Below are 19928 nucleotides of genomic sequence, written 5' to 3' on the forward strand. Positions count from 1 at the left end.
CATGCTCTGGACCTGGCGCAAGCCCGCACCCGCCGATTCGATGGCGCTCGCCTTCGAAGGCTCGCAGCTCGTGTTTGCCCACGCGGCCGACGGCGGCACCGCCACGTCGCCGCGAAAGGTGCTGCGTTGCGGCACGCTGCCGTTCGACGCCGGGCGGCCGCAGGACCTGGGCCGGCAGCTGCGCGCGCTCGGGCTGCCGATGCGCTCGATCGTCGCGCTGCTGCCGCTCGACCAGTGCCCGCTGCTGCAGATCGAGGCGCCCGCGGTGCCGCCCGAAGAACTGAAATCGGCGGCCCGCTGGCGCATCAAGGACCTGGTCGATTGCCACGTCGACGACCTGACGCTGGACGTGATGCTGGTCGGCGACGGGCGGGCGCGCGCGCCGAAGCAGGCCTTCGTCGCCGCCACGCCGACCCGCGTCGTCGAACGCATCGCGGCCGCGTGCGAATCGGCCGGGCTGCAGCTCGGCGCGATCGACATCCGCGAAACGGCGCAGCGCAACCTGCAGCATGCGATCGCCCGCGCCGCCGGCCGCACCGATCGCGCCCAGGCGCTGCTGATGAAGCACGGCGACCAGTGCTTGCTGACCATCAGTGCCGAAGGCGAGCTGTTCGTCGCGCGACGCTTCGACTGGAACGGGGCGATGGCGACGGCCTTGCCGGGCCTGGTCCAGCCGCTGTCGCAGCCGATCCCGCTGGACGGCGGCCCGGGCGGTGGCAGCGACATGCCCGACTTCATCGACTACGGCGCCGAGTCGACGTTCGACGCCGCTGCCGCCGACACGCCGCGCATCGTGCTCGACCTGCAGCGCTCGCTGGACCTGTGGGAGCGCTCGTGGCCCGAACTGCCGCTGGCTGCGCTCAGCGTCGACATCGGCGAGCACACGACGGCGCTGGTCGGGCTGCTGGCTCAGCAGCTGAGCCTGCCGGTCGCACCCTTCGATCCGCGCCCGGCGTTCGATGGCCTGCAGCAGGCCTGTCGCGGCAGCGCCGCGCTGGCCCGCCAGTGCCTGCCGCTGCTGGGCGCGCTGCTGCGCGACGGCAACCCGCTCTGAGCCGAGGTCGACGATGCCCCAACAGATCAACCTCTACCGCCCGGTCCTGCTGACCGCGCATCGGCACTTTTCCGCGCGCACCATCGCGCAATCGCTGGCAGTGGTGGTGGCCGGCACGCTGGCCACCTGCGCCTGGGCTGCCTTCCAGCGTGCCGCGCTGGACAGCGAGCTGCAGGCCCTCTCGCGACAGCACGCCGCCGAGCGGCAGTCGCTGCAGAAGGCGATCGCCGCCAACCCCGCCGCCGCTGTGCAGACCACCAGCCTCGAGCAGGGTCTGCAGGCGCTGAAGAGCCGGGTGGGCGAACGCGAGCGGACCTTGGCCGAGCTGATGCGGGGCCGCGTCGTCGAGGGCCGCAGCCACTCGGCGCGGCTGCGGTGGGTCGCCCGCACGGTGCCGGCGGCAGCCTGGCTCGACGAGATCGCGCTGCAGGACGGCAAGCTGTCGCTTTCGGGCCGCACGCTCGATCCGGCGGCGCTGAAACCGTGGATCGCCGCGCTGTCCGATGAACCGCTGCTGGCCGGGCAGACGCTCACGACGCTGAAGGTCGAGCAGGCGGGCGATCACTGGCGCTTCGCGCTGGTCCAGTCCGGAGTGCGGCCATGAAGATCGCCGACACCTGGAAGCGCTGGGCGCGCCGCATCGACGCCCTCGGGTTGCGCGAGCGCTGCATGCTGTTCGTCTCGGCCGCCACGCTGGTGGTGGCCGCTGCCGACACCGTGCTGCTGTCGCCCGCCATCGCCGAGCAGAAGCAGCTGGCCGAGCGCGTGAAGCGCGAACGCACCGAGCTCTCCGCACTGCGCGTGCAGCTGGACGCGGCCAGCCACGCCGGCGACGATTCGCCGGTGGCCCGCCTGCGCCGCGAGGTCACGCAGTGGCAGGCGCGGCAGCAGGCGGTCGATGCCGACATCGCGCGACTGGGCGCGACCAGCGGTGAGCGGCCCACGCTGCCGCAGCTGCTCGAACGCACGCTGGCACGGCACGAGCGGCTGACGCTGCTGAAGGTCGCCACCGTGGCCGAAGCACCCGCGCCGGCGCTCGCCGCGTCGTCGGGCACCCCGGCCGGCAGCGCAACCGGCATCCGCTGGCAGGGGGTCGACCTCGGCGTGAGCGGGAGCTACGTCGACCTGGTCGACTACCTGGCGGAACTGGAGCGCGCGCTGCCCGGCCTGCGCTGGGACACGCTGAAGCTCAGCGGCAACGCGGCAGCGCCGTCGTCGCTCGCGCTGCGCCTGTACCTGGTGGAGGCTGCGCCATGAAGTTCCTGCTGCCAATCTGCGCGCTGGCCGTCGCCGCCCTGCCCGCCGCGGCCGAGCCGCCGCGCGACCCGATGCAGCCGCCCGCGTCTGCGCAGCCAGCCTCCGCCGCCAGCGCGCCGAGTGACCGTGGCGACGCAGCGCCCCGCCACATCGTCGTCGTCGGCACGACCCGCTACCTGGTCGACCAGGGCCGCCGCTTGTCGGTGGGCGACCTGCTCGGCGAGCGCCGCATCGAGCGCATCGACGGCGATGCCGTGTGGCTGCGCGATGCCCGTGGCGCGCAGCGCGTGCCGCTGTACCCGGGCGTGACACGCCGTGCGGCCGCCGACTCTCCCGCACCTTCCGCTTCTTCCCCCACCCGCCAGACGACAAAGGATGTCCCGCGATGAACCCGATCCAAGCAGTGAGGCGGCCCGGCCGCCCGGGCCCCCGCTGGATGTCCAGCCTGTGCGCAGCCCTGTTGCCGGCCCTGGGGCTGGTCGGTTGCGCCGACCAGCCGCTGCGCACCGCCAGCCCCAACGCCCACCTGCAGGCCGAACTCGCCGCAGCGCTCGCGCAGCGTCCGCCGTCGGTGCCGGTGTCCACGCCCGACACGGCGCCGGCGCCGGCGCCGGCGCCGAAACCGGTAGCGCCCACGCCGCCGTCCGAAGCGCGCTTCGACCTGATCCTCAACGGTGCGCAGGTGCGCGACGTGTTCCTGTCGCTGGTCACCGATTCGCGCTACAGCATGCTGATGCACCCCGACGTCGGCGGCACGATCTCGGCGACGCTGAAGGGCGTGACGATGCGCGAGGCGCTCGAATCGCTGCGCGAGGTCTACGGCTACGACTACAAGATCGATGGCCGCCGCGTCACGGTGTTCCCGCCGACGCTGCAGACGCGCATCTTCATGGTGAACTACCTGCACACCCAGCGCAGCGGGCGCAGCGACACGCGCATCAGCTCGGGGGCGTCGTCCGGCGGAGACAACGGCAGCAGCAACAACACGGGTTCCAACGGCAGCACGGCATCGAACGGCAGCCGCTCGCGTGGCAGCGACAGCGACGGCAGCCAGGTGTCGACCAGCTCGAAGAGCGACTTCTGGGCCGAGACCACCGAGGCGCTGCGCGCGATGGTCGGCACGACCGCCGGCCGCAACGTGATCGCGAGCCCGCAGTCCGGCACGATCGCGGTGCGCGCGATGCCCGACGAGCTGCGCCAGGTCGATGCCTTCCTGCGCAGCACGCGGGCGTCGGTGGAGCGGCAGGTGATGCTCGAGGCGAAGATCATCGAGGTCGAGCTGCGCGACGGCTTCCAGAACGGCATCGACTGGTCGGTGCTGCGCAACCGCTTCTCGATCGGCCAGAGCAGCGGCGCCGCCGGCAATGCGCTGACCGGCAATGCCAACGGGCTGCCGACACTGTCCAGCGGCACCTCGGCGCTGGCCGACGCCATCGGCCTGCCGGTCTCGGGCAGCGGCGCCACCGGCCTCGCGATCGCGAGCGGCGGCTTCCAGTCGATCCTCGGCTTCCTCGAGACGCACGGCGACATGCAGATCCTGTCGAGTCCGCGCGTCGCGACGCTGAACAACCAGAAGGCGGTGCTGAAGGTCGGCACCGACGACTACTTCGTCACCAACGTGTCGGGCGGCAGCATCACCACCGGCACCAGCACGAGCACCGGCACGACGACGCTGCCGACGCTGACGCTGACCGCGTTCTTCTCGGGCATCGCACTCGACGTGACGCCGCAGATCGACGAGGCTGGCATGGTCACGCTGCACGTGCATCCGTCGGTGACGTCGGTGGTCGAGAAGACCAAGCAGATCGACCTCGGCACCATCGGCACCTACAAGCTGCCGCTCGCGTCCAGCAGCGTCAACGAGACCGACACCGTGGTGCGCATCCCCGATGGCGCGATCGTCGCGATCGGCGGGCTGATGCAGATGGCGTCGTCGCGCCAGAACTCGGGCCTGCCCGGGGCCAGCGGCAACGTGGTGACCGGCACGCTGTTCAACAACCGCGTCAACGCCGGCCGCAAGCGCGAGCTGGTGGTGCTGATCAAGCCGACCATCATCCGCGGGCCCGACGACTGGCAGCGGCTGACCGAGCAGAGCCGGGCTTCGCTCGACGAGATCGAAGGCCAGCGCCGCGTGATCACGCTCGATGGGTCGGCGAAGAAGATGGCGGCGCGCTGAGCGGCTTCACCGCTGGGTTTGCAATGGTTTGCAATCCGGTCGAGATCCGCTCGCGAATCTGCATGCTCTCTCCCAAGTCGCTCGTCAGCATTCACCTGCCAGCCAAGCGAACCCAGGCAATCGTGCCCGGCCGCAGCGACCGGTCGTTCGAGGTGACTCCACCTGGCGGCGCAATTGGCACGCAGTTGGCACCAACCGCCTTTCAAAGGAAGTACCCATGAAGAAGCAATCTGGTTTCACCCTCATCGAACTCGTGATGGTCATCGTCATCCTTGGCGTGCTCGCCGTGGTCGCGCTGCCCAAGTATGTCGACCTGAAGACCGACGCTCAGCAAGCCGCCACCAACGGTATGGCAGGTGCCTTGAGCTCCGCCTCTGCCATCAACTATGCTGCCTTCCAAATGGGCAAGGGTTCTGCGGTCGCTGACTGCCAGGACGTCAAGGGCCTGCTCCAGGGCGGCCTGCCCACCAGCTACTCGGTCGCGGCTTCGAGCGTCGCCTCCGGTACCACGATGAGCACCTGCGCCTTGAGCCACACGACGAACGGTACGTCGGCCACGTTCACCGCGATGGGCACCTGAGCGATGCGCGGCCTGCACGCCGTCGAGGGCTTCACGCTGATCGAGCTGATCATGGTGATCGTCCTGACCGGCACGCTGGCCGTCGTCGCCCTGCCCCGCATGGTCGACACCACGATGTGGCGCCTGCGGGCCTATGGCGACCAGTTGCAGAACCAGCTGCGTACCGCGCAGCGTCTCGCAGCCACGCAGCGCCGCCCGGTGATCGCGACGATCACCGCCACCGGCGCCAGCTTCGCCTACGTCAGCGGCGCCGCCCTCGCCACGCTGGCCTGCCCGTCGGCCATCCCCAGCTGCATCGCCGAATCCGGCGCACGCACCGTCACCTTCAACGCCAACAACACCGGCCAGGCCCTGACCTCGTCCGGCGCCGCGCTGACCATCACCGTCAGCGGCGGCAGCTACTCCCGCACCTTCACGGTCGAGAACGACACCGGCGCCGTGCACTGACGCGCCGGAGCGCCGCGGACCACGGCCCCCACGGGACAGGCCCTGTCCCGACCGAGCGGGTTTCACCCGAGTTTTCGCACCGCGGCGAAGTGGCTACATTGCCTTCCCGGTCTCGTCTCGGGACCTGCATGAAGGAGACCCGGCCATGGCGTTCATCCTCACTCGTTCATTGCAGCTCGCGTTGCTGCTCGGCCTCGGTGGAAGTTTCAGCGGCACCACCCTCGCCGCACCGCCCAAGGTGGTGAGCACCGCGAACTCCGACCCGCAGTGCTTCGCCCCCTGGAGCAGCACGACCAAGCTGTTCCAGTACCCGGCCAAGAAGGGCCCGTACCGCGTCGCGCTCGCGAACGGCTACATCGCCAACACCTGGCGCATCCAGATGATCAAGACGGCCAAGGCCTATGCGGCGCAGCCCGACGTGGCCGCGAAGCTGAAGGAGTACAAGGTCGTCTCGACCGGCGAAGACGTCGCTGCGCAGATCGCCGCGATCAACAACTTCATCGATTCCGGCTTCGACGCGATCGTCGTCAACGCGCAGAACCCCGCCGCCTTCAAGCCGGTGATCAAGCGCGCGAACGACGCCGGCGTCGTGCTGGTCGCGTTCGACAACATCCTCGACACCGAGGAGGCGATCAACGTCAACGTCGACCAGAAGGGCCTCGGCACCTACTGGGGCCAGTGGCTGATCAAGAACGCGCCGAACGGCGGCAAGGTGCTGGAGGTGCGCGGCGTCTCGGGCACCTCGGTCGACCGCGACCGGCACGACGGCATCCAGCAGGCGCTGAAGGCCTCCGGCAAGAAGTGGGAAACCATCGAGGTGATCGGCAAGTGGGACGACCCGACGTCGCAGAAGGTCACGGCCGACGCGATCGCGGTGCACAAGAAGTTCGACGCGATCACCGCGCAGGGCGGCGACACCGGCGTCGTGCAGGCGATGCTCGACGCGAAGCACCCGATGGTGCCGTTCGCCGGCGAGACCGAGAACGGCTTCCGCAAGTTCTGCGCGAAGTACGCCGGGCAAGGCTTGAAGTGCGCGTCGGGCGGCACCGGGCCGGCCCAAGTGGCGGTGGCGATCAAGGTGGCGATCGCGGCGCTCGAAGGCAAGGTGCTGCCGCAGTCGATCAAGCTGCCGCTGTCGACGGTCGAGGAGCCCGGCTTCAAGGACGGGGCCAACTTCTACGCGACGCAGTCGGACAATTTCTTCGTCGGCAACGCGTTCCCGAGCTGCGGCATCAACTTCACCGCCCAGGAAATCATGGGCCAATCCGAAACGAACAAGTAGCCCGGATGCCAATCCGGGATTCGTCGAACACAGGCCCCACCCCGGATTGGCATCCGGGCTACGCATGAGCCTTCTCGACATTCAAGGCCTCAGCAAACGCTACGGCGGCGTGCATGCGCTGCAGGCCGCCGACCTGCGCGTCGAGCCCGGCCGCATCCACGCGATCCTCGGCGAGAACGGGGCCGGCAAGTCGACGCTGATCAAGCTGATCGCCGGCGTCGCGGCGCCGGACGAGGGCCGCATGCTGCTCGACGGCCAACCGGTCGCGTTCGCGTCGCCGGCGGCGGCCAACGCCGCCGGCATCGTCTGCGTGTTCCAGGAGCTGTCGCTGATCCCCGACCTGTCGGTGGCCGACAACCTGTTCCTCCAGGCACCGCCCCGCCGCTGGGGTCTCATCGATCGCCGCGCGCAGCGCCGCCAGGCCGAAGAGGCGCTGGCGCGCGCCGGCGCCGCCGACATCCACCCGCTCGCGCTGGTGAAGGACCTGTCGCTGTCGCGCCGGCAGATGGTCGAGATCGCGAAGGCGCTGGCGCGCCGCCCGCGGCTGCTGATCCTCGACGAGGCGACCTCCGCGCTGACCGCGGCCGACGTCGCGCAGGTCTATGCGGTGCTGAAGCGGCTGCGCGCCGACGGCCTCGCGCTGCTCTACATCTCGCACCGCATGCACGAGATCGCCGAGCTCGCCGACGAGTGCACGGTGTTCTGCGATGGCCGCAGCGTCGCGCACTTCGCCGCCGGCACGAAGACCGACACCGAGATCGTCGAGCTGATGATCGGCCGGACCTACAGCGGCGTGTTCCCGGACAAGCCGGCGCGGCCGACCGCGCCGGCCGCGGATGCCGCACCGCCGCGCCTCGACCTGCGCGGCCTGCACTGGACGCACCGCCTCGCCGACATCTCGCTGCAGCTGCGCGCCGGCGAGATCGTCGGCCTCGGCGGGCTCGACGGCCAGGGCCAGCGCGAGCTGCTGCTGGCGCTGTTCGGCGTGCTGCGCGGCTGCCGCGGCGAGCTGCTGATCGACGGCCGGCCCGCGCCGGTCGCCGGCCCGCACGCCGCGAAGCAGCCGCGCATCGGCATGGCGCTGATCCCCGAAGACCGCAAGACCGAGGGCCTGATGCTGCCGATGTCGGTGCGCGAGAACCTGTCGTTCGCGGCGCTCGGTGCGCTGTCGCCCGGCGGCGTGATCGACCGCGGCGCCGAGCGTGCGGCGGTCGAGCGGATGATGGCCCTGCTCGCGGTGCGCTGCGACGGCATGGACGTCGCGGCCGGCTCGCTGTCGGGCGGCAACCAGCAGAAGCTGGTGATCGGCAAGTGGCTGATGATGGCGCCGCGCATCATCCTGCTGAACGACCCGACGCGCGGCATCGACGTCGGCACCAAGCAGGAGATCTACCAGCTGCTGCGCCGCCTCGCCGACGACGGCGCGGCCATCCTTTTCTACTCGACCGACCATGACGAGCTGGTCGGCTGCTGCAACCGCGTGCTGGTGATGGTGGAAGGCCGCATCCGCCGCGAGCTCGTGGGGGCGCAGATCAACGAGCACGCGCTGGTCGGCGCGGCGCTCGACGTGGCGGCGGCATGACGCGGGCCCGCACCGGCGACTGGCCGCACCTGCTGCGCGAGCACCAGGGCACGCTGCTCGCGTTCGCCGGCTTCGTCGCGATGTTCGTGGTCTATGCCGCGAACCACCCGGCCGGCCTGAACGCGAACGTCGCCACCACCGCGGCCAACAAGGGCGTGCTGCTGGCGATCGTCGCGATGGCGCAGACGCTGGTCGTGCTGACCTCGGGCATCGACCTGTCGGTCGGCATGGTGCTGGTGCTGGCCAACTGCCTCGCGTCGCACCTCGTCGTCGGCACGCCGCTGCAGACCGCGCTCGGCGTGGCCGGCGTGCTGGCGGCCGGCTGCGCGTGCGGTGCGTTGAACGGGCTGATCGTGATCGTCGGCCGGCTGCAGCCGATCGTCGCGACGATCGCGACCGGTTCGGCCTTCTTCGGCATCGCGCTCGCCTTGCGCCGCGTGCCGGGCGGCGACGTGAACGACGGCCTGGCCGACGCGCTGACCGGCCAGCTGCCGGGCGGTATCCCGGCCGCGCTCGCACTGCTGCTCGCGCTGGTGCTGGCGGTGTGGCTGCCGTACCGCCGCTCGGTGATCGGGCGCGCGGCGGCGGCGGTCGGCTCGTCGGAGCTGGCGGCCTTCATGTCGGGCGTGCCGGTGCGGCGCGCCAAGTTCACCGCCTACCTGCTGTCCGGCCTGCTGGCGTCGGTGGCCGGGCTGTTCGTCACCTGCATCACCTACTCGGGCGAGGCCTCGTCGGCCAACGGCAGCACCTACACGCTGTACTCGATCGCCGCGGTGGTGCTGGGCGGCGTGTCGCTGTTCGGCGGAACCGGCAGCGCGGTCGGCGCGGTGTTCGGCGCGCTGATGTTCCGCACCATCGGCGACCTGCTGTTCGTGTTCAACCTCGAACCGCTGTGGCAGCCGCTGTTCCAGGGCGTGGTGCTGTTCGCGGCGATCTGCCTGGGCGCGCTGCGCCTGCTGAAGCTGCGCAACCGGCTCGACTTGTATGGTTAGCGCCCTGGTGGAGCGCCTGCGCAGCCCGATCGGGGGGCCCATCGCATCGGCCTTCGGCTGCATCGTCGCGCTGCTGCTGCTGGGCAGCCTCTACAGCAGCAGCTTCCTGTCGCCCGAGTACCTGCTGCAGCAGCTGAAGGTGGCGTCGTTCCTCGGTGTGATCGCGACCGGCGCGATGCTGGTGATCCTGCTCGGGCAGATCGACCTGTCGGTGCCATGGGTGGTGGCGGTCGGCGGGATGATGGCCACCGCCGCGACCGGCTGGGGGTCGTGGGGCAGCGCGTTCGCGATCCCGTTCGGCATCGCCTGCGGCGTCGCGCTCGGGCTGCTGAACGGCTTCGGCGTCGCGTTCCTGCGCATCCCGTCGATGATCGTCACGCTGGCGGTCAATGCCGTTGCGCAGGGGCTGATGGTGGTGCACACCGGCGGCTTCTCGCCGCAGGACGCGTCGTCGCCGGCGATGCGCTTCATCGCGACCGGCCACAGCCTGCTCGGCATTCCGAACGCGCTGCTGGTGTGGGCGGCCGTCGGCGCGGGGGCGGTGTTCGTGCTGACGCGCACCACCTTCGGCCGCTGCGTCTACGCGATCGGCAACCGCGAGCGCGCCGCCTACCTGTCGGGCGCGCGCACCCGGCTGGTCGTGATGGCCGCCTTTGCGGTGGCCGGCGGACTGTCGGCCTTCGGCGGCGTGCTGCTGGCCGGCTACGCGAGCAAGGCGGCGCAGGCGATGGGCGATCCCTACCTGCTGCCGGCCATTGCCGCGGTGGTGCTCGGCGGCACCTCGATCCTCGGTGGGCGCGGGCACTACCTGGGCACTGTCGCCGGCGTGATCCTGATCACGCTGCTGCAGTCGATCCTGTCGGTGATGCAGATCGAGGAATGGGGCCGGCACCTGATCTACGGCGGCGTGATCGTCGCGATGCTGCTGCTGTACGGGCGCGCGGCGCCGTCACGTTGACTCGGACGACACCGACTCGGTCGCGTCGTCGCTCTCCCCAGGCGTGGTCGAGTTCACGCAGTGCCTCACCGTGGCGTGCAAGCAGGCGTAGCCACTTGCCAACCCCGCCAACAGCGTGATGAGCCCGCCGACGATGAAGAGCGCGTCGCGCAGCGGTGTCAGGTCGCCGTCGGCTTGTCCGTCGGCGGCCGCCGGATCGCCTTCGACCAGGGCGTGGAACAGCACGCCGGTCAGCGTCAGCGAGCCGATCGCCACCATCCCGCTGACCGCGACGCGACTCGGCTCGGTGGGAAACAGGCGTTCCATCAGCTCGCTGGCGCCGTCCATCGCCGTCGTGACCCTGGCGATGAACAGCGGTGGCCTTCTTTCATGCTCGGTCGGCCCTTCGACCCCCTGTGCCCAACGATGTACTGCTCGCGTCAGCCGCTGTGCTCCACGCATTGCCGATCTCCTCGCGCGTTCTGATGCCGACTGAGTGGCGGCTGCAGCGCGCCGGTTCCACACCGGCTCACAACCGCGCCGTCAGGTAGGCCAGCGCCATGCGCACCGTCTCGCGCGTGGCGGCCTTCACCGACACACCGCTCGGCCGCTCCAGCACCACCGCGTGGATCAGCGCGTGCACCGCGTGCATCAGCATGTAGGTGGCCAGCCGCAGATCCTCGACGACGATCTCGGCGCGGTGCGCTTCGAGCAGCCCGCGCAGGCGGCGCTCGATCTCGTCGGCGGAGTCGTCCTCGCCGGGGAACGGGTCGAGGCCCAGCACCTGCTTCTCGAGCACGCGGTGCAGGTCGGCATCGAGCTGGTGCGCCTTGACGGCCGACTCGATCACACCGGCCAGCGCCTCGGGCAGCGTCGAGCCGCGGTGCTGCAGCAGCGCCGCGTCGAGCAGCGCGCTCATCTGCCGGCCGTGCCGGTCATGCAGCGCGGCGATCAGCGAATCCTTGTTCGGGAAGTATTGGTACAGCGAGCCGACGCTGACGCCGGCCACCTCGGCCACTGCGTTCGTCGTGGTCGCGGCGTAGCCGCGCTGCACCAGAACGCGAGCCGCGGCATCGAGGATCGCGTCGACGGTGGCCCGCGACCGGGCCTGGCGTGGCGCCTTGCGGGGGATCAGGGTGGCATTCTGGGGAGCGGACATCGGCGGCTGAAATGCGAGTTTCAAATACGAATAAAAACTCGCATAGTGTCGGCAAGGCGCTTCGCTGCGTCAACTCCATACCCACGCTCGCCATGCCAAGAGTCCACACTTTCTTCATGCTGTTGCAAGCCACCCACCACTGGCGTTCGCTCGACGCCGAGCAGCGCGCCGCGTTCCGAGAACGCATGCTGGTGCTGGTGTTCCAGGGCTTCCCGACACTGCGGGTGCGCCAGTTCGCGACCTGCGAATCGCGCTGGGAGACCCAGTGCGCCGAGGTCGCGGTCTGGGAGACACCCGACCTCGACGAGTACCACGCCGCGGTCGACGCGCTGCACCGCTGCGAGTACTTCGGGCTGCCGTACTTCGAGGTCATCGACGTGATCCCGACACACGGCGAGTGCTGGCGAGAAGACGACTTCGCGGTGTCGCAATCGTGCGCGCTGTGAGCGCCGCCGACGCCAGGTGGTCGTGCGCGCGCCGTACCGCGTCGAGCGGGCTGGCGGCGGCCAGGCCGAGCGGCGCGGCCAGGTCCGCGTAGACGATCTTCAGCCACATCGCCGCCCGCAGCGATTCGCCGGTGGCGAGCCAGGCTTCGTCCAGGCAGCCGCCGAGCATGCGCTTGCCGGCCTCGAACAGCTCGGCCGGCTCGAAGCGGCCGCGCACATGGTGCAGGCAGATCGCATAGGCGAACTCGCGGGGGCGCGGCAGGCGCGTCAGCACCGCATGCGCCGGCGCCGACGCGCGCAGCGCCAGCTGGCTCTCGATCAACTCGATGCCCACGGCGTGGTCGCCGGACTGCACACACCATGCGAGGTAGTCGTCGAGCGCGATCTGGCCGGGCGTCGTGCGGCGCTCGCCACGCGCGAGGCTGGCGTGCCAGCCGGGCTGCGCACCCCGCGCGGCGCGCCAGTCGTCGCGGGCCGCATCGCCGCTGTGCAGCCAGCGCGCGATGGCCAGCGTCGCGTGCAGGTTGAGGGGCGGCCCGCGCGGCTCGTCGCGCGCCGGCTCGACGGGCGCCGCGGCGGTGGCATGGGCCAGCCATCCGATCACGCGCGGCAACACCGGCGCGATCTCGTCGTGCAGGTCGACCAGCCAGCAGTACACCAGCTTGTGCAGCACGGTCGAGGCCAGGTAGCCCATCGGGCGCCAGGTCTTGAATTCGGTGTCGAGAAGCTGCCGCAGCAGCGCACGGTCGGCATGCAGGAAGGCTTCTTTCTCGATCCGGGGGTCGAACGGCATGGCATCTCCTGGGGGCGCTGCCGAGATTGCGCGGCAACTGCGAAGAGAAGTTGCAGATGCCCCTCGGCTGCACGCCTGCTTTGCCCGGTGTAAACCCTGCCCGGGCCTAGGGCCTGTTAACACGACGGGAAGGCTCGCGTGACTCACCCTTCGGGCCGGTGCCTGCCAAGGCGCTGGGCCGCGTTGCGATGCTTGCCCGGGCAGCAAGCCCGGGCCGCGCATCGCGCCTTGCCCAGCGCCTTGGCAGGCACCGGCGCGGGCCTTCCCGTCGTGTTAACAGGCCCTAAAATCGGCGCTCCCCCCGCTGGCCTCCCGACCCGGGACGCGTGCGGGTCCCGACCGGAGCCGAACCCCATGGACACCCGCACCTCCCCGATCCGCCTGCGCCTGGAGCGCGTGCGCGACGCCCTGAAGCAGCACCAGATGGCCGCGCTGCTCGTGCCGTCGAGCGACCCGCACCTGTCCGAGTACCTGCCGGGGCGCTGGCAGGGCCGCGAGTGGCTGTCGGGCTTCACCGGTTCGATGGCCACGCTGGTCGTCACCACCGAGCGGGCCGCGCTGTTCGCCGACAGCCGCTACTGGGTGCAGGCCGAGGCCGAACTGGCCGGCACCGGCATCGACCTGGTGAAGATCCCGAGCGGCGCGGCCACCCACCACATCGACTGGCTCGCCAGCCAGGTACCGCCCGGGCAGGCGGTGTCGGTCGACGGCGCCGTGCTGGGCCTGGCCGCCGCGCAGCAGCTGCGCACCGCACTGACCCGCGCCGGCGTGCCGTTGCGCACCGACCTCGACCTGCTCGACGACGTCTGGCCCGAACGCCCCGGCCTGCCCGACGCACCGGTCCACGAACATGCGGCGCCTCACGCGCCGCTGGCCCGCAGCGCCAAGCTGGCCCAGGTGCGCGAAGCGATGGCGCGCCACGGTGCGAACCAGCATTTCGTGTCGACCGTCGACGACATCGCGTGGCTGTTCAACCTGCGCGGCGCCGATGTCAGCTACAACCCGGTGTTCCTGGCGCATGCGCTGGTCGGCCTGCATGGCGCCACCTTGTTCGTCGGCGCCGGCAAGGTGCCGCCGGCGCTGCAGGCGGTGCTGGCCGCCGACGGCGTGGAGCTCGCGCCCTATGCCGACGCGGCCGCCGCGCTGGCCCGCCTGGGCGCCGACACGACGCTGCTGATCGACCCGCGCCGCATCACGCTGGGCCTGCGCGAGAACGTGCCGGCGGCGGTCAAGGTGGTCGAAGCCATCAACCCGAGCACCTTGCTGAAGAGCCGCAAGAGCAGCGCCGAGGCCGCCTTCGTGCGCGACGCGATGGCTGAAGATGGCGCCGCCATGTGCGAGTTCTACGCCTGGTTCGAGCAGGCCTTGCGTGATCCGCACAGGAGCGAACGCATCACCGAGCTGACGATCGACGAGAAGCTGACCGCCGCGCGAGCACGCCGGCCCGGCTTCGTCGGCCTGAGCTTCAACACCATTGCCGGCTTCAACGCCAACGGCGCGATGCCGCACTACCGGGCCACGCCCGAATCGCATGCGGTGATCGAGGGCGACGGCCTGCTGCTGATCGATTCCGGCGGCCAGTACCTCGGCGGCACGACCGACATCACGCGCGTCTGGCCGATCGGCACCGTCTCGGCGGCGCAGCGGCGCGACTACACGCTGGTGCTGAAGGGCACGCTGGCCCTGAGCCGCACCCGCTTCCCGCGCGGCACGCTGTCGCCGATGCTCGACGCGATCGCCCGCGCGCCGCTGTGGGAGCACGGCCTCGACTACGGCCACGGCACCGGCCATGGCGTCGGCTACTTCCTGAACGTGCACGAGGGCCCGCAGAGCATCAGCAAGGCCATCCCCGAGCCGCACATGGCGATGGAGCCCGGCATGATCACCAGCATCGAGCCGGGGCTGTACCGCGGCGGCCAGTGGGGCGTGCGCATCGAGAACCTGGTGCTGAACGTGCCGGTGGACACGCCCGAGGCGGGCGCGTTCGGCGATTTCCTCGGCTTCGAGACGCTGACGCTGTGCCCGATCGACACCCGCTGCATCGACCGCGGCCTGCTGCGCGCCGACGAGGTGGCGTGGCTGAACGATTACCACCGGGTGGTGCGCGAGCGGCTGTCGCCGCTGGTGAGCGGCGCGGCGCTGGCCTGGCTGGTCGAGCGCACCGAGCCGATCTGACCCGGGACGGGGCGGCGGACGGCGCGCCTCGTCACGCCGGCCCGCAGCCTGTCCCCGTGTTTCGACGCTTCGTCTCAGCGCGCTGTCGCTGGGGCGCACCGGTGCCTAGAGTTCACTCCAACGACACCCCCCGCTGGAGACCGACATGTTCGACCGCACCTTCGCCCCGCTGCTGACCTTCACGATGCTGATCGCCGCCACGCTGGCCATCGCGACCGCGATGGTCGAAGAGGGCCGCAGCAGCACGACGCAGCAAGCCAGCGCCGACGTCATCACGATGCCGGCCGTCACGATCACCGGCAAGCGCGTGCAGAGCGTCGCCGAAGCCACCCAGGCCGTGCGCACGACGATGGAATGACCGGCCTCGCGTGGCCGGCCGTCACATGTGCCGGAACACGTGCACGAAGCTGCGGCTCACCGGCAGCAGCTCGCTGCGGCCCTTGATGTGCACGTCGGCCGTCTCGTTCGGCCCACGCACCACCTGCGCCACCTGGCGCAGGTTCACGATCACCGAGCGGTGCACCTGCACGAAGCACGCCGGGTCGAGCTCGTCGGCCAGTTCGCGGATGGTGCGCCGGATCAGCGCCTCGCCGCCCTCCCACACCACCAGCGTGTATTTCTCGTCCGAGCGCAGGTAGGCCACCTGCTCGACCGGGATCAGCCGCACGCTGTTGCCGACCGATGCCTTGATCCACTGCAGCCAGCCCGACGGTTGCTGCGCCGGGGCCTGGCGGCGCAGTTCGGCCGACATCTTCTCGATCGCCGCCTGCAGCCGGTCGTCGTCGGCGGCCGCCGGCGGGCCGGCCAGCCGCTCGCGCAGCCGCTGCACCGTGTCGGCGAGGCGCTCCTCGTCGAACGGCTTCACCACGTAGTCCAGCGCGCCCTGCTCGAACGCCGTCACCGCGTACTGCTCGTAGGCGGTGACGAACACCACCAGCGCGCGCCGCGCGATCGAGCGCGCTGCGTCGACACCGTTCAAGCCCGGCATGTGCACGTCGAGGAACACCACCTGCGGCGCATGCTGGTCGAACAGCTCGACCGCCTCGCGGCCGTTGCGCGCTTCGGCAACGATCTCGAGCGCCGGCCACAGCCGCTGCAACAGCCCGCGCAGCCGCTCGCGCAGCAGCGGTTCGTCGTCGGCGATCAGTGCGGTGGGCTGGGTCATCGGGTCGCTCCTGCTGCTGCGCCTGCGACGGCCGCGGCACCGTCGAAATTGGGACGCGGATCGGGCAGCAGCAGCGTCGCGCGCAAGCCGTGCGGCGACTCGTCGGCGAGCTGCAGCTGCGCCGCATCGCCGTAGGTGGCCTTCAAGCGCTCGCGCAGGTTGGCCAGGCCGGTGCCGGGCACCGCCTTGTCGTCCAGCCCGGCGCCGGTGTCGAGCACCCAGATCTCGACGCGGGCCTGCTGCGCATCGGCTCGCGCGCCGACCTCGATGCGTCCGCCGGTTTCGCTCGGGTCGATGCCGTGGCGCACCGCGTTCTCGACCAGCGTCAGCAGGGCCATCGGCGGAAACGCCAGCTCGGCCAGCGCCGGCGGCATCGACACGTCGAACGCCAGCCGGTCGGGCATGCGCATGCGCATCAGGTCGAGGTAGGCGCGCACCAGGCCGATCTCGTGGCCCAGCGTGCTGCTGCTCTGCGAGAGGCTGGGCACCGCGGCGCGCAGGTAGGCGATCAGGCTTTTCAGCACCGGGCCGGCCCGTTCGGAGCCGGACTCGACCAGCTGCTGCACGTTGGCCAGCGTGTTGAACAGAAAATGCGGCTCGACCTGCGCATGCAGCAGGCGCAGCCGCGCGTCGAGCGCCTGCTTCTCGAGCGTGCTGCGTTCCAGTTCGAAGGCCAGTGCCTGCGAACGGGCCTGCGCGTCGCGTTCGCGGTACAGCGCGCCGAGCGCGAGCGTCAGGCCGACCGCCAGGCCGGTGGTCGCGATCGAGAAGAAGCCCCACAGCAGGCCTTCGTTGCGCTGGAAGCTGGTGACGTCGCCCTGCACCATGACCAGGTAGGCGACCAGCGTTGCCACCGGCGCGGTGATGACGACCGCCGCCACCTGCACCACCCAGCGCGGCAGCCAGCGCGACGGCCAGTGCCCGGCGATGTCGAAGGCCACCAGCAGCATCAGGCCGACGAAGATGCTGCGCCCCCACACGCTGAGGAAGGGCGTGTCGAAGATCGGGTTCAGCGCGATCGCGGCGACGGTCGCCACCACCAGGTTGATCGCGATGCGGCGGGGCGTCAGCGAGGCCCACAGGCGGGCGAGGTGCCGGACGGGGGGCGCCGGCGGCGACGATGCGTCAGTGGCGGGCGAAGCGGGTTTCATGGGGTGCCACGATACGGCGGGAATCGCCGGGCCGGAAGGGCCGGGGGGCGGGGATGCGACGGACGACGGATCGGTAGGGGTGGGTGGGGGGTTTGGTTCACTGCGTGAGGGCTGGGGCTGGTTCACTGCGTGAGGCCGCGCCGGGTCTCGCCCCGGCGGGCGAGTCACTTTCATTTGAGCCCAAATGAAAGTAACCAAAGCAAAGGGCCTCAACACACACCATACGGTTCGTTCTGGCCCGCTNTCTCGCCCCGGCGGGCGAGTCACTTTCATTTGAGCCCAAATGAAAGTAACCAAAGCAAAGGGCCTCAACACACACCATACGGTTCGTTCTGGCCCGCTGCGGACAACACTGCCACTCGGCTGCACATCCCCGTTCGTTGGGATTGTTGTTCTCCCGCGCCACTCGACTCGCGCTCGTCGCTTCGTCTCGCCCCCGCGACCGCCGCGTCGTCTGGGCGAAGCGCAGCGAGCCGGGTGGAGAAGAACGGGCAACAATCCCAGTCAGGGTGGATCACCAGCGGCGTGGCCGTGTTGTCCGTAGCGAGTCAGAACGAACCGTATGGTGTGTGTTCAAGCCCTTTGCTTTGGTTACTTTCATTTGGGCTCAAATGAAAGTGACTCGCCCGCCGGGGCGAGACCGTATGGTGTGTGTTCAAGCCCTTTGCTTTGGTTACTTTCATTTGGGCTCAAATGAAAGTGACTCGCCCGCCGGGGCGAGACCCGGCAGCAGCCTCACGCAGTGACCCCCCCCTTCACCCCCGGATGAACTTCACCACCTGCCCCCGCGTCCCCGGGTCGTCATCGAACCCCCCATGCGTCGTGCTCGCGCTCACCGGCCCCGGCGACACCCACGCGGTGGTATTCGGCAGCGTCGGCATCGCCTCGAAGAAGCGCTGCATCCCGAGGATCGGCGTGGTGCTGCCGCCTTCAAAGGATTCGCTGACGAGGTACAGCAGCGAGCGCCGGTACGGCCCGCAGGTGTGGTCCTGCTGCTCGGCGCGCTCGCTCAGGTGGAACTGCTGGTAGCGCCGCACCACGCCCGAGTCGAGGTGCGGCCGCACGCAGCGCTCGAAGGTGTCGACTCGCACCGCCGGCGCCAGGAAGCTGACCGACTCGAAGCGCAGCCCCTCCTGCGCCAGCCGGTCGATCATCAGGCTCGCGACGATGCTGCCGGCCGAATGCCCGACGAAATGCATGCGGATGCGCTTGTCGGCCACGCCATGCTTGAAATGCCCGTACAGCAGCACCGCGCCCGCCTGCTCGTCGTCCGGCACGCCGGGCCGGTACAGGCTCATCGCATCGGCGTTCTGCTTCATCTCGCCCCAGATGCGCGTGCCGGGGCGAGACAGCACGCGCTCCAGCCGCTCGTTCCACCAGGCGCCCATCGACGAACCGGCAGCGGTGCTGCGCGGCACGTCGCGGATCGCGTCATCGATGCAGTTCAACGCGCTGGTGAAGAAGTCGGTCTCCCACATCAGGAAGATCGGAAAGATCCGCTGCTCGTACAGCATCGGGATCCACTGCGCCGCGATGTCGGCCGCGGCAGCCTCGCCGACCAGGCCGCCGTGCGCGAAGATGCAGACGTCGACGACGTCGTCCTGCAGCCCCCATTGCCGGCGCGCCTGCGCGAGCTGCACGTCGACGATCGCACGCACGTCGTCGGGTCGGGTGCGGAACACGCCGCTGTTGCTCAACGCGCCGTTGTTGCCCATGTTGACGATGAACGGCGACAGCTCGCGGTTGCGCAGCACCTCGCTCGCGGCAAGCGCGACGCGGCCAGCCGCATCGGTGCGCAGGCTGATCGATTTCGAGATCGCGGTGTGGTCCTGCGTCACGACGCCCAGCTGCGCGACCCAGCAGTCCATCGCGTTGGCAATCCAGTCGTCGTAGCTGAGGATCGCGTAGCCGTACGAGCCCCAGTCGGTGCCCCAGGAGTTCTGGATCAGGAAGCCGCGCTCGTTGTAGCCGACGATCGCGAACGCGTGGCCCGAATGCCGCGCATGGCCGCCCTTGACCGGGATCTCCCAGATGCCCTTGCGCGGCTCGGTGAACGAGGTCGGCCGCTTCTTCAGCGCGGTCAGCTCGATGCCGTCGTCCCAGCCGGAGTGGCAGCCGGCGCTCGCGTACAGGATGCCGACCTCGTTCAGCGCGGCATGCATGTCGGTGATCGCCTTGTGGTCGATGCGGTAGTAGGCGCCGAGCGGGCGCTTGACGGCATCGAACCACCAGTCGTCGGCCAGGCTCTTGCTTGCCGCCGGCATCTCGAGCCCGGGGAACAGCGGCTCGCGGCAGGCGCCGTGCTTGAACCAGCCCTTCATCGCACCGCGCAGGCTGGAACCCTTGTCTTCCGACGAGCCCGGGTATTCGTCGTAGCGGCGCGCCATCGAATACAGCATGTACGGCGAGATGGCCGGCCGGCGCTCGCGGCCCGCCGCCAGCAGCAGGTGCTCGACCACCAGCGACAGCGCGAAGCCGGTGCAGGCCATCGTGTCGCCCTGGTACTTGACCGGCAGGCCGTGCTTCGGGAACAGCGTCGGCGGCGGCGCACTGCCGATCGCCGGGCGGTAGGGCCGGTCGCGCACGTCGATCTCGTCGGGGCGCGCGACGCGCATGAAGCGGGAGTTCTTCGGCAGCGGGTCGGCGGTGGGACGCTTCGGCTTGGCAGCAGGCTTGGTGGCCATGGAATCTTCCTCGGGCTCGTGGCTTGGCTCAGCGCGAACGGAAACAGG

Annotated in this window: 20 protein-coding genes; 14 read left to right on the forward strand and 6 right to left on the reverse strand. The window is 70.3% G+C overall.

Annotation, left to right across the window (positions count from 1 at the left end; translation table 11 throughout):
* Position 1: 1 nt before the first annotated feature.
* The 11 genes from ASC98_RS07025 (at position 2) to ASC98_RS07075 (ending at position 10328) form a co-directional block, all read left to right on the forward strand.
* Positions 2–1054, forward strand: a complete 1053-nt coding sequence (locus ASC98_RS07025; protein WP_056806601.1) for a hypothetical protein — start codon at positions 2–4, stop codon at positions 1052–1054.
* A gap of 13 nt (positions 1055–1067) precedes the next feature.
* Complete coding sequence (locus ASC98_RS07030; RefSeq protein WP_056806604.1) at positions 1068–1658, forward strand: PilN domain-containing protein; 591 nt, start codon at positions 1068–1070, stop codon at positions 1656–1658.
* The gene (locus ASC98_RS07035; RefSeq protein ID WP_056806606.1) at positions 1655–2311 is read left to right on the forward strand and encodes a hypothetical protein; all 657 of its coding nucleotides are present in this window, start codon (positions 1655–1657) and stop codon (positions 2309–2311) included. Before ASC98_RS07030 ends, ASC98_RS07035 begins: the two co-directional genes overlap by 4 nt.
* Positions 2308–2700: a hypothetical protein gene (locus ASC98_RS07040; RefSeq protein WP_056806609.1), complete on the forward strand. Its 393-nt coding sequence runs from the start codon at positions 2308–2310 to the stop codon at positions 2698–2700. The genes ASC98_RS07035 and ASC98_RS07040 overlap by 4 nt, the downstream gene beginning before the upstream one ends.
* The gene (locus ASC98_RS07045; RefSeq protein ID WP_082542019.1) at positions 2697–4487 is read left to right on the forward strand and encodes a pilus (MSHA type) biogenesis protein MshL; all 1791 of its coding nucleotides are present in this window, start codon (positions 2697–2699) and stop codon (positions 4485–4487) included. Before ASC98_RS07040 ends, ASC98_RS07045 begins: the two co-directional genes overlap by 4 nt.
* A gap of 217 nt (positions 4488–4704) precedes the next feature.
* Positions 4705–5067 carry a prepilin-type N-terminal cleavage/methylation domain-containing protein gene (locus ASC98_RS32085; RefSeq protein WP_056806615.1) on the forward strand — a complete coding sequence of 121 codons (363 nt, stop codon included), beginning with the start codon at positions 4705–4707 and terminating at the stop codon, positions 5065–5067.
* A gap of 3 nt (positions 5068–5070) precedes the next feature.
* Complete coding sequence (locus tag ASC98_RS07055) at positions 5071–5514, forward strand: prepilin-type N-terminal cleavage/methylation domain-containing protein (RefSeq protein ID WP_056806619.1); 444 nt, start codon at positions 5071–5073, stop codon at positions 5512–5514.
* 145 nt (positions 5515–5659) lie between these two features.
* Positions 5660–6796, forward strand: coding sequence for a sugar ABC transporter substrate-binding protein (locus tag ASC98_RS07060; RefSeq protein WP_082542018.1), 1137 nt, complete (start codon positions 5660–5662; stop codon positions 6794–6796).
* Between the two features lie 64 nt (positions 6797–6860).
* Positions 6861–8378, forward strand: a complete 1518-nt coding sequence (locus tag ASC98_RS07065) for a sugar ABC transporter ATP-binding protein (protein ID WP_056806625.1) — start codon at positions 6861–6863, stop codon at positions 8376–8378.
* Complete coding sequence (locus ASC98_RS07070) at positions 8375–9370, forward strand: ABC transporter permease (protein WP_056806628.1); 996 nt, start codon at positions 8375–8377, stop codon at positions 9368–9370. Before ASC98_RS07065 ends, ASC98_RS07070 begins: the two co-directional genes overlap by 4 nt.
* Entirely contained in the window at positions 9363–10328 is a 966-nt protein-coding gene (locus tag ASC98_RS07075) for an ABC transporter permease (protein ID WP_056806630.1), read from the forward strand. Before ASC98_RS07070 ends, ASC98_RS07075 begins: the two co-directional genes overlap by 8 nt.
* Here the strand turns inward: ASC98_RS07075 and ASC98_RS07080 are convergent.
* The gene (locus tag ASC98_RS07080; RefSeq protein WP_056806633.1) at positions 10320–10655 is read right to left on the reverse strand and encodes a hypothetical protein; all 336 of its coding nucleotides are present in this window, start codon (positions 10653–10655) and stop codon (positions 10320–10322) included. The genes ASC98_RS07075 and ASC98_RS07080 overlap by 9 nt on opposite strands.
* A gap of 181 nt (positions 10656–10836) precedes the next feature.
* Entirely contained in the window at positions 10837–11466 is a 630-nt protein-coding gene (locus ASC98_RS07085) for a TetR/AcrR family transcriptional regulator (protein ID WP_056806635.1), read from the reverse strand.
* A 116-nt stretch (positions 11467–11582) separates the two neighbouring features.
* Between ASC98_RS07085 and ASC98_RS07090 the strand changes: the two genes are divergently transcribed.
* Positions 11583–11912, forward strand: a complete 330-nt coding sequence (locus tag ASC98_RS07090; RefSeq protein ID WP_056806638.1) for a darcynin family protein — start codon at positions 11583–11585, stop codon at positions 11910–11912.
* On the opposite strand, the gene ASC98_RS07095 is transcribed toward ASC98_RS07090, so the two are convergent.
* Positions 11836–12705: a hypothetical protein gene (locus tag ASC98_RS07095; protein ID WP_056806641.1), complete on the reverse strand. Its 870-nt coding sequence runs from the start codon at positions 12703–12705 to the stop codon at positions 11836–11838. The two genes, ASC98_RS07090 and ASC98_RS07095, sit on opposite strands and share 77 nt — an antisense overlap.
* Positions 12706–13059: 354 nt before the next feature.
* On the opposite strand from ASC98_RS07095, the gene ASC98_RS07100 reads away from it, so the two are divergent.
* Entirely contained in the window at positions 13060–14880 is a 1821-nt protein-coding gene (locus tag ASC98_RS07100; RefSeq protein ID WP_056806643.1) for an aminopeptidase P family protein, read from the forward strand.
* Positions 14881–15025: 145 nt separating this feature from the next.
* The gene (locus tag ASC98_RS07105; protein ID WP_056806648.1) at positions 15026–15238 is read left to right on the forward strand and encodes a hypothetical protein; all 213 of its coding nucleotides are present in this window, start codon (positions 15026–15028) and stop codon (positions 15236–15238) included.
* A 21-nt stretch (positions 15239–15259) separates the two neighbouring features.
* Here the strand turns inward: ASC98_RS07105 and ASC98_RS07110 are convergent, their stop codons facing one another.
* The 3 genes from ASC98_RS07110 to ASC98_RS07120 all read right to left on the reverse strand — a co-directional run bounded on the left by ASC98_RS07110 (position 15260) and on the right by ASC98_RS07120 (position 19880).
* Positions 15260–16045: a LytTR family DNA-binding domain-containing protein gene (locus tag ASC98_RS07110; protein ID WP_056806651.1), complete on the reverse strand. Its 786-nt coding sequence runs from the start codon at positions 16043–16045 to the stop codon at positions 15260–15262.
* Positions 16042–17196 carry a sensor histidine kinase gene (locus tag ASC98_RS07115; RefSeq protein ID WP_082542017.1) on the reverse strand — a complete coding sequence of 385 codons (1155 nt, stop codon included), beginning with the start codon at positions 17194–17196 and terminating at the stop codon, positions 16042–16044. The genes ASC98_RS07110 and ASC98_RS07115 overlap by 4 nt, the downstream gene beginning before the upstream one ends.
* 755 nt (positions 17197–17951) lie before the next feature.
* Entirely contained in the window at positions 17952–19880 is a 1929-nt protein-coding gene (locus ASC98_RS07120; RefSeq protein ID WP_056814180.1) for a C1 family peptidase, read from the reverse strand.
* Between the last annotated feature and the right edge of the window lie 48 nt (positions 19881–19928).

The organism is Rhizobacter sp. Root1238, assembly GCF_001425825.1.
Taxonomy (GTDB): domain Bacteria; phylum Pseudomonadota; class Gammaproteobacteria; order Burkholderiales; family Burkholderiaceae_C; genus Rhizobacter.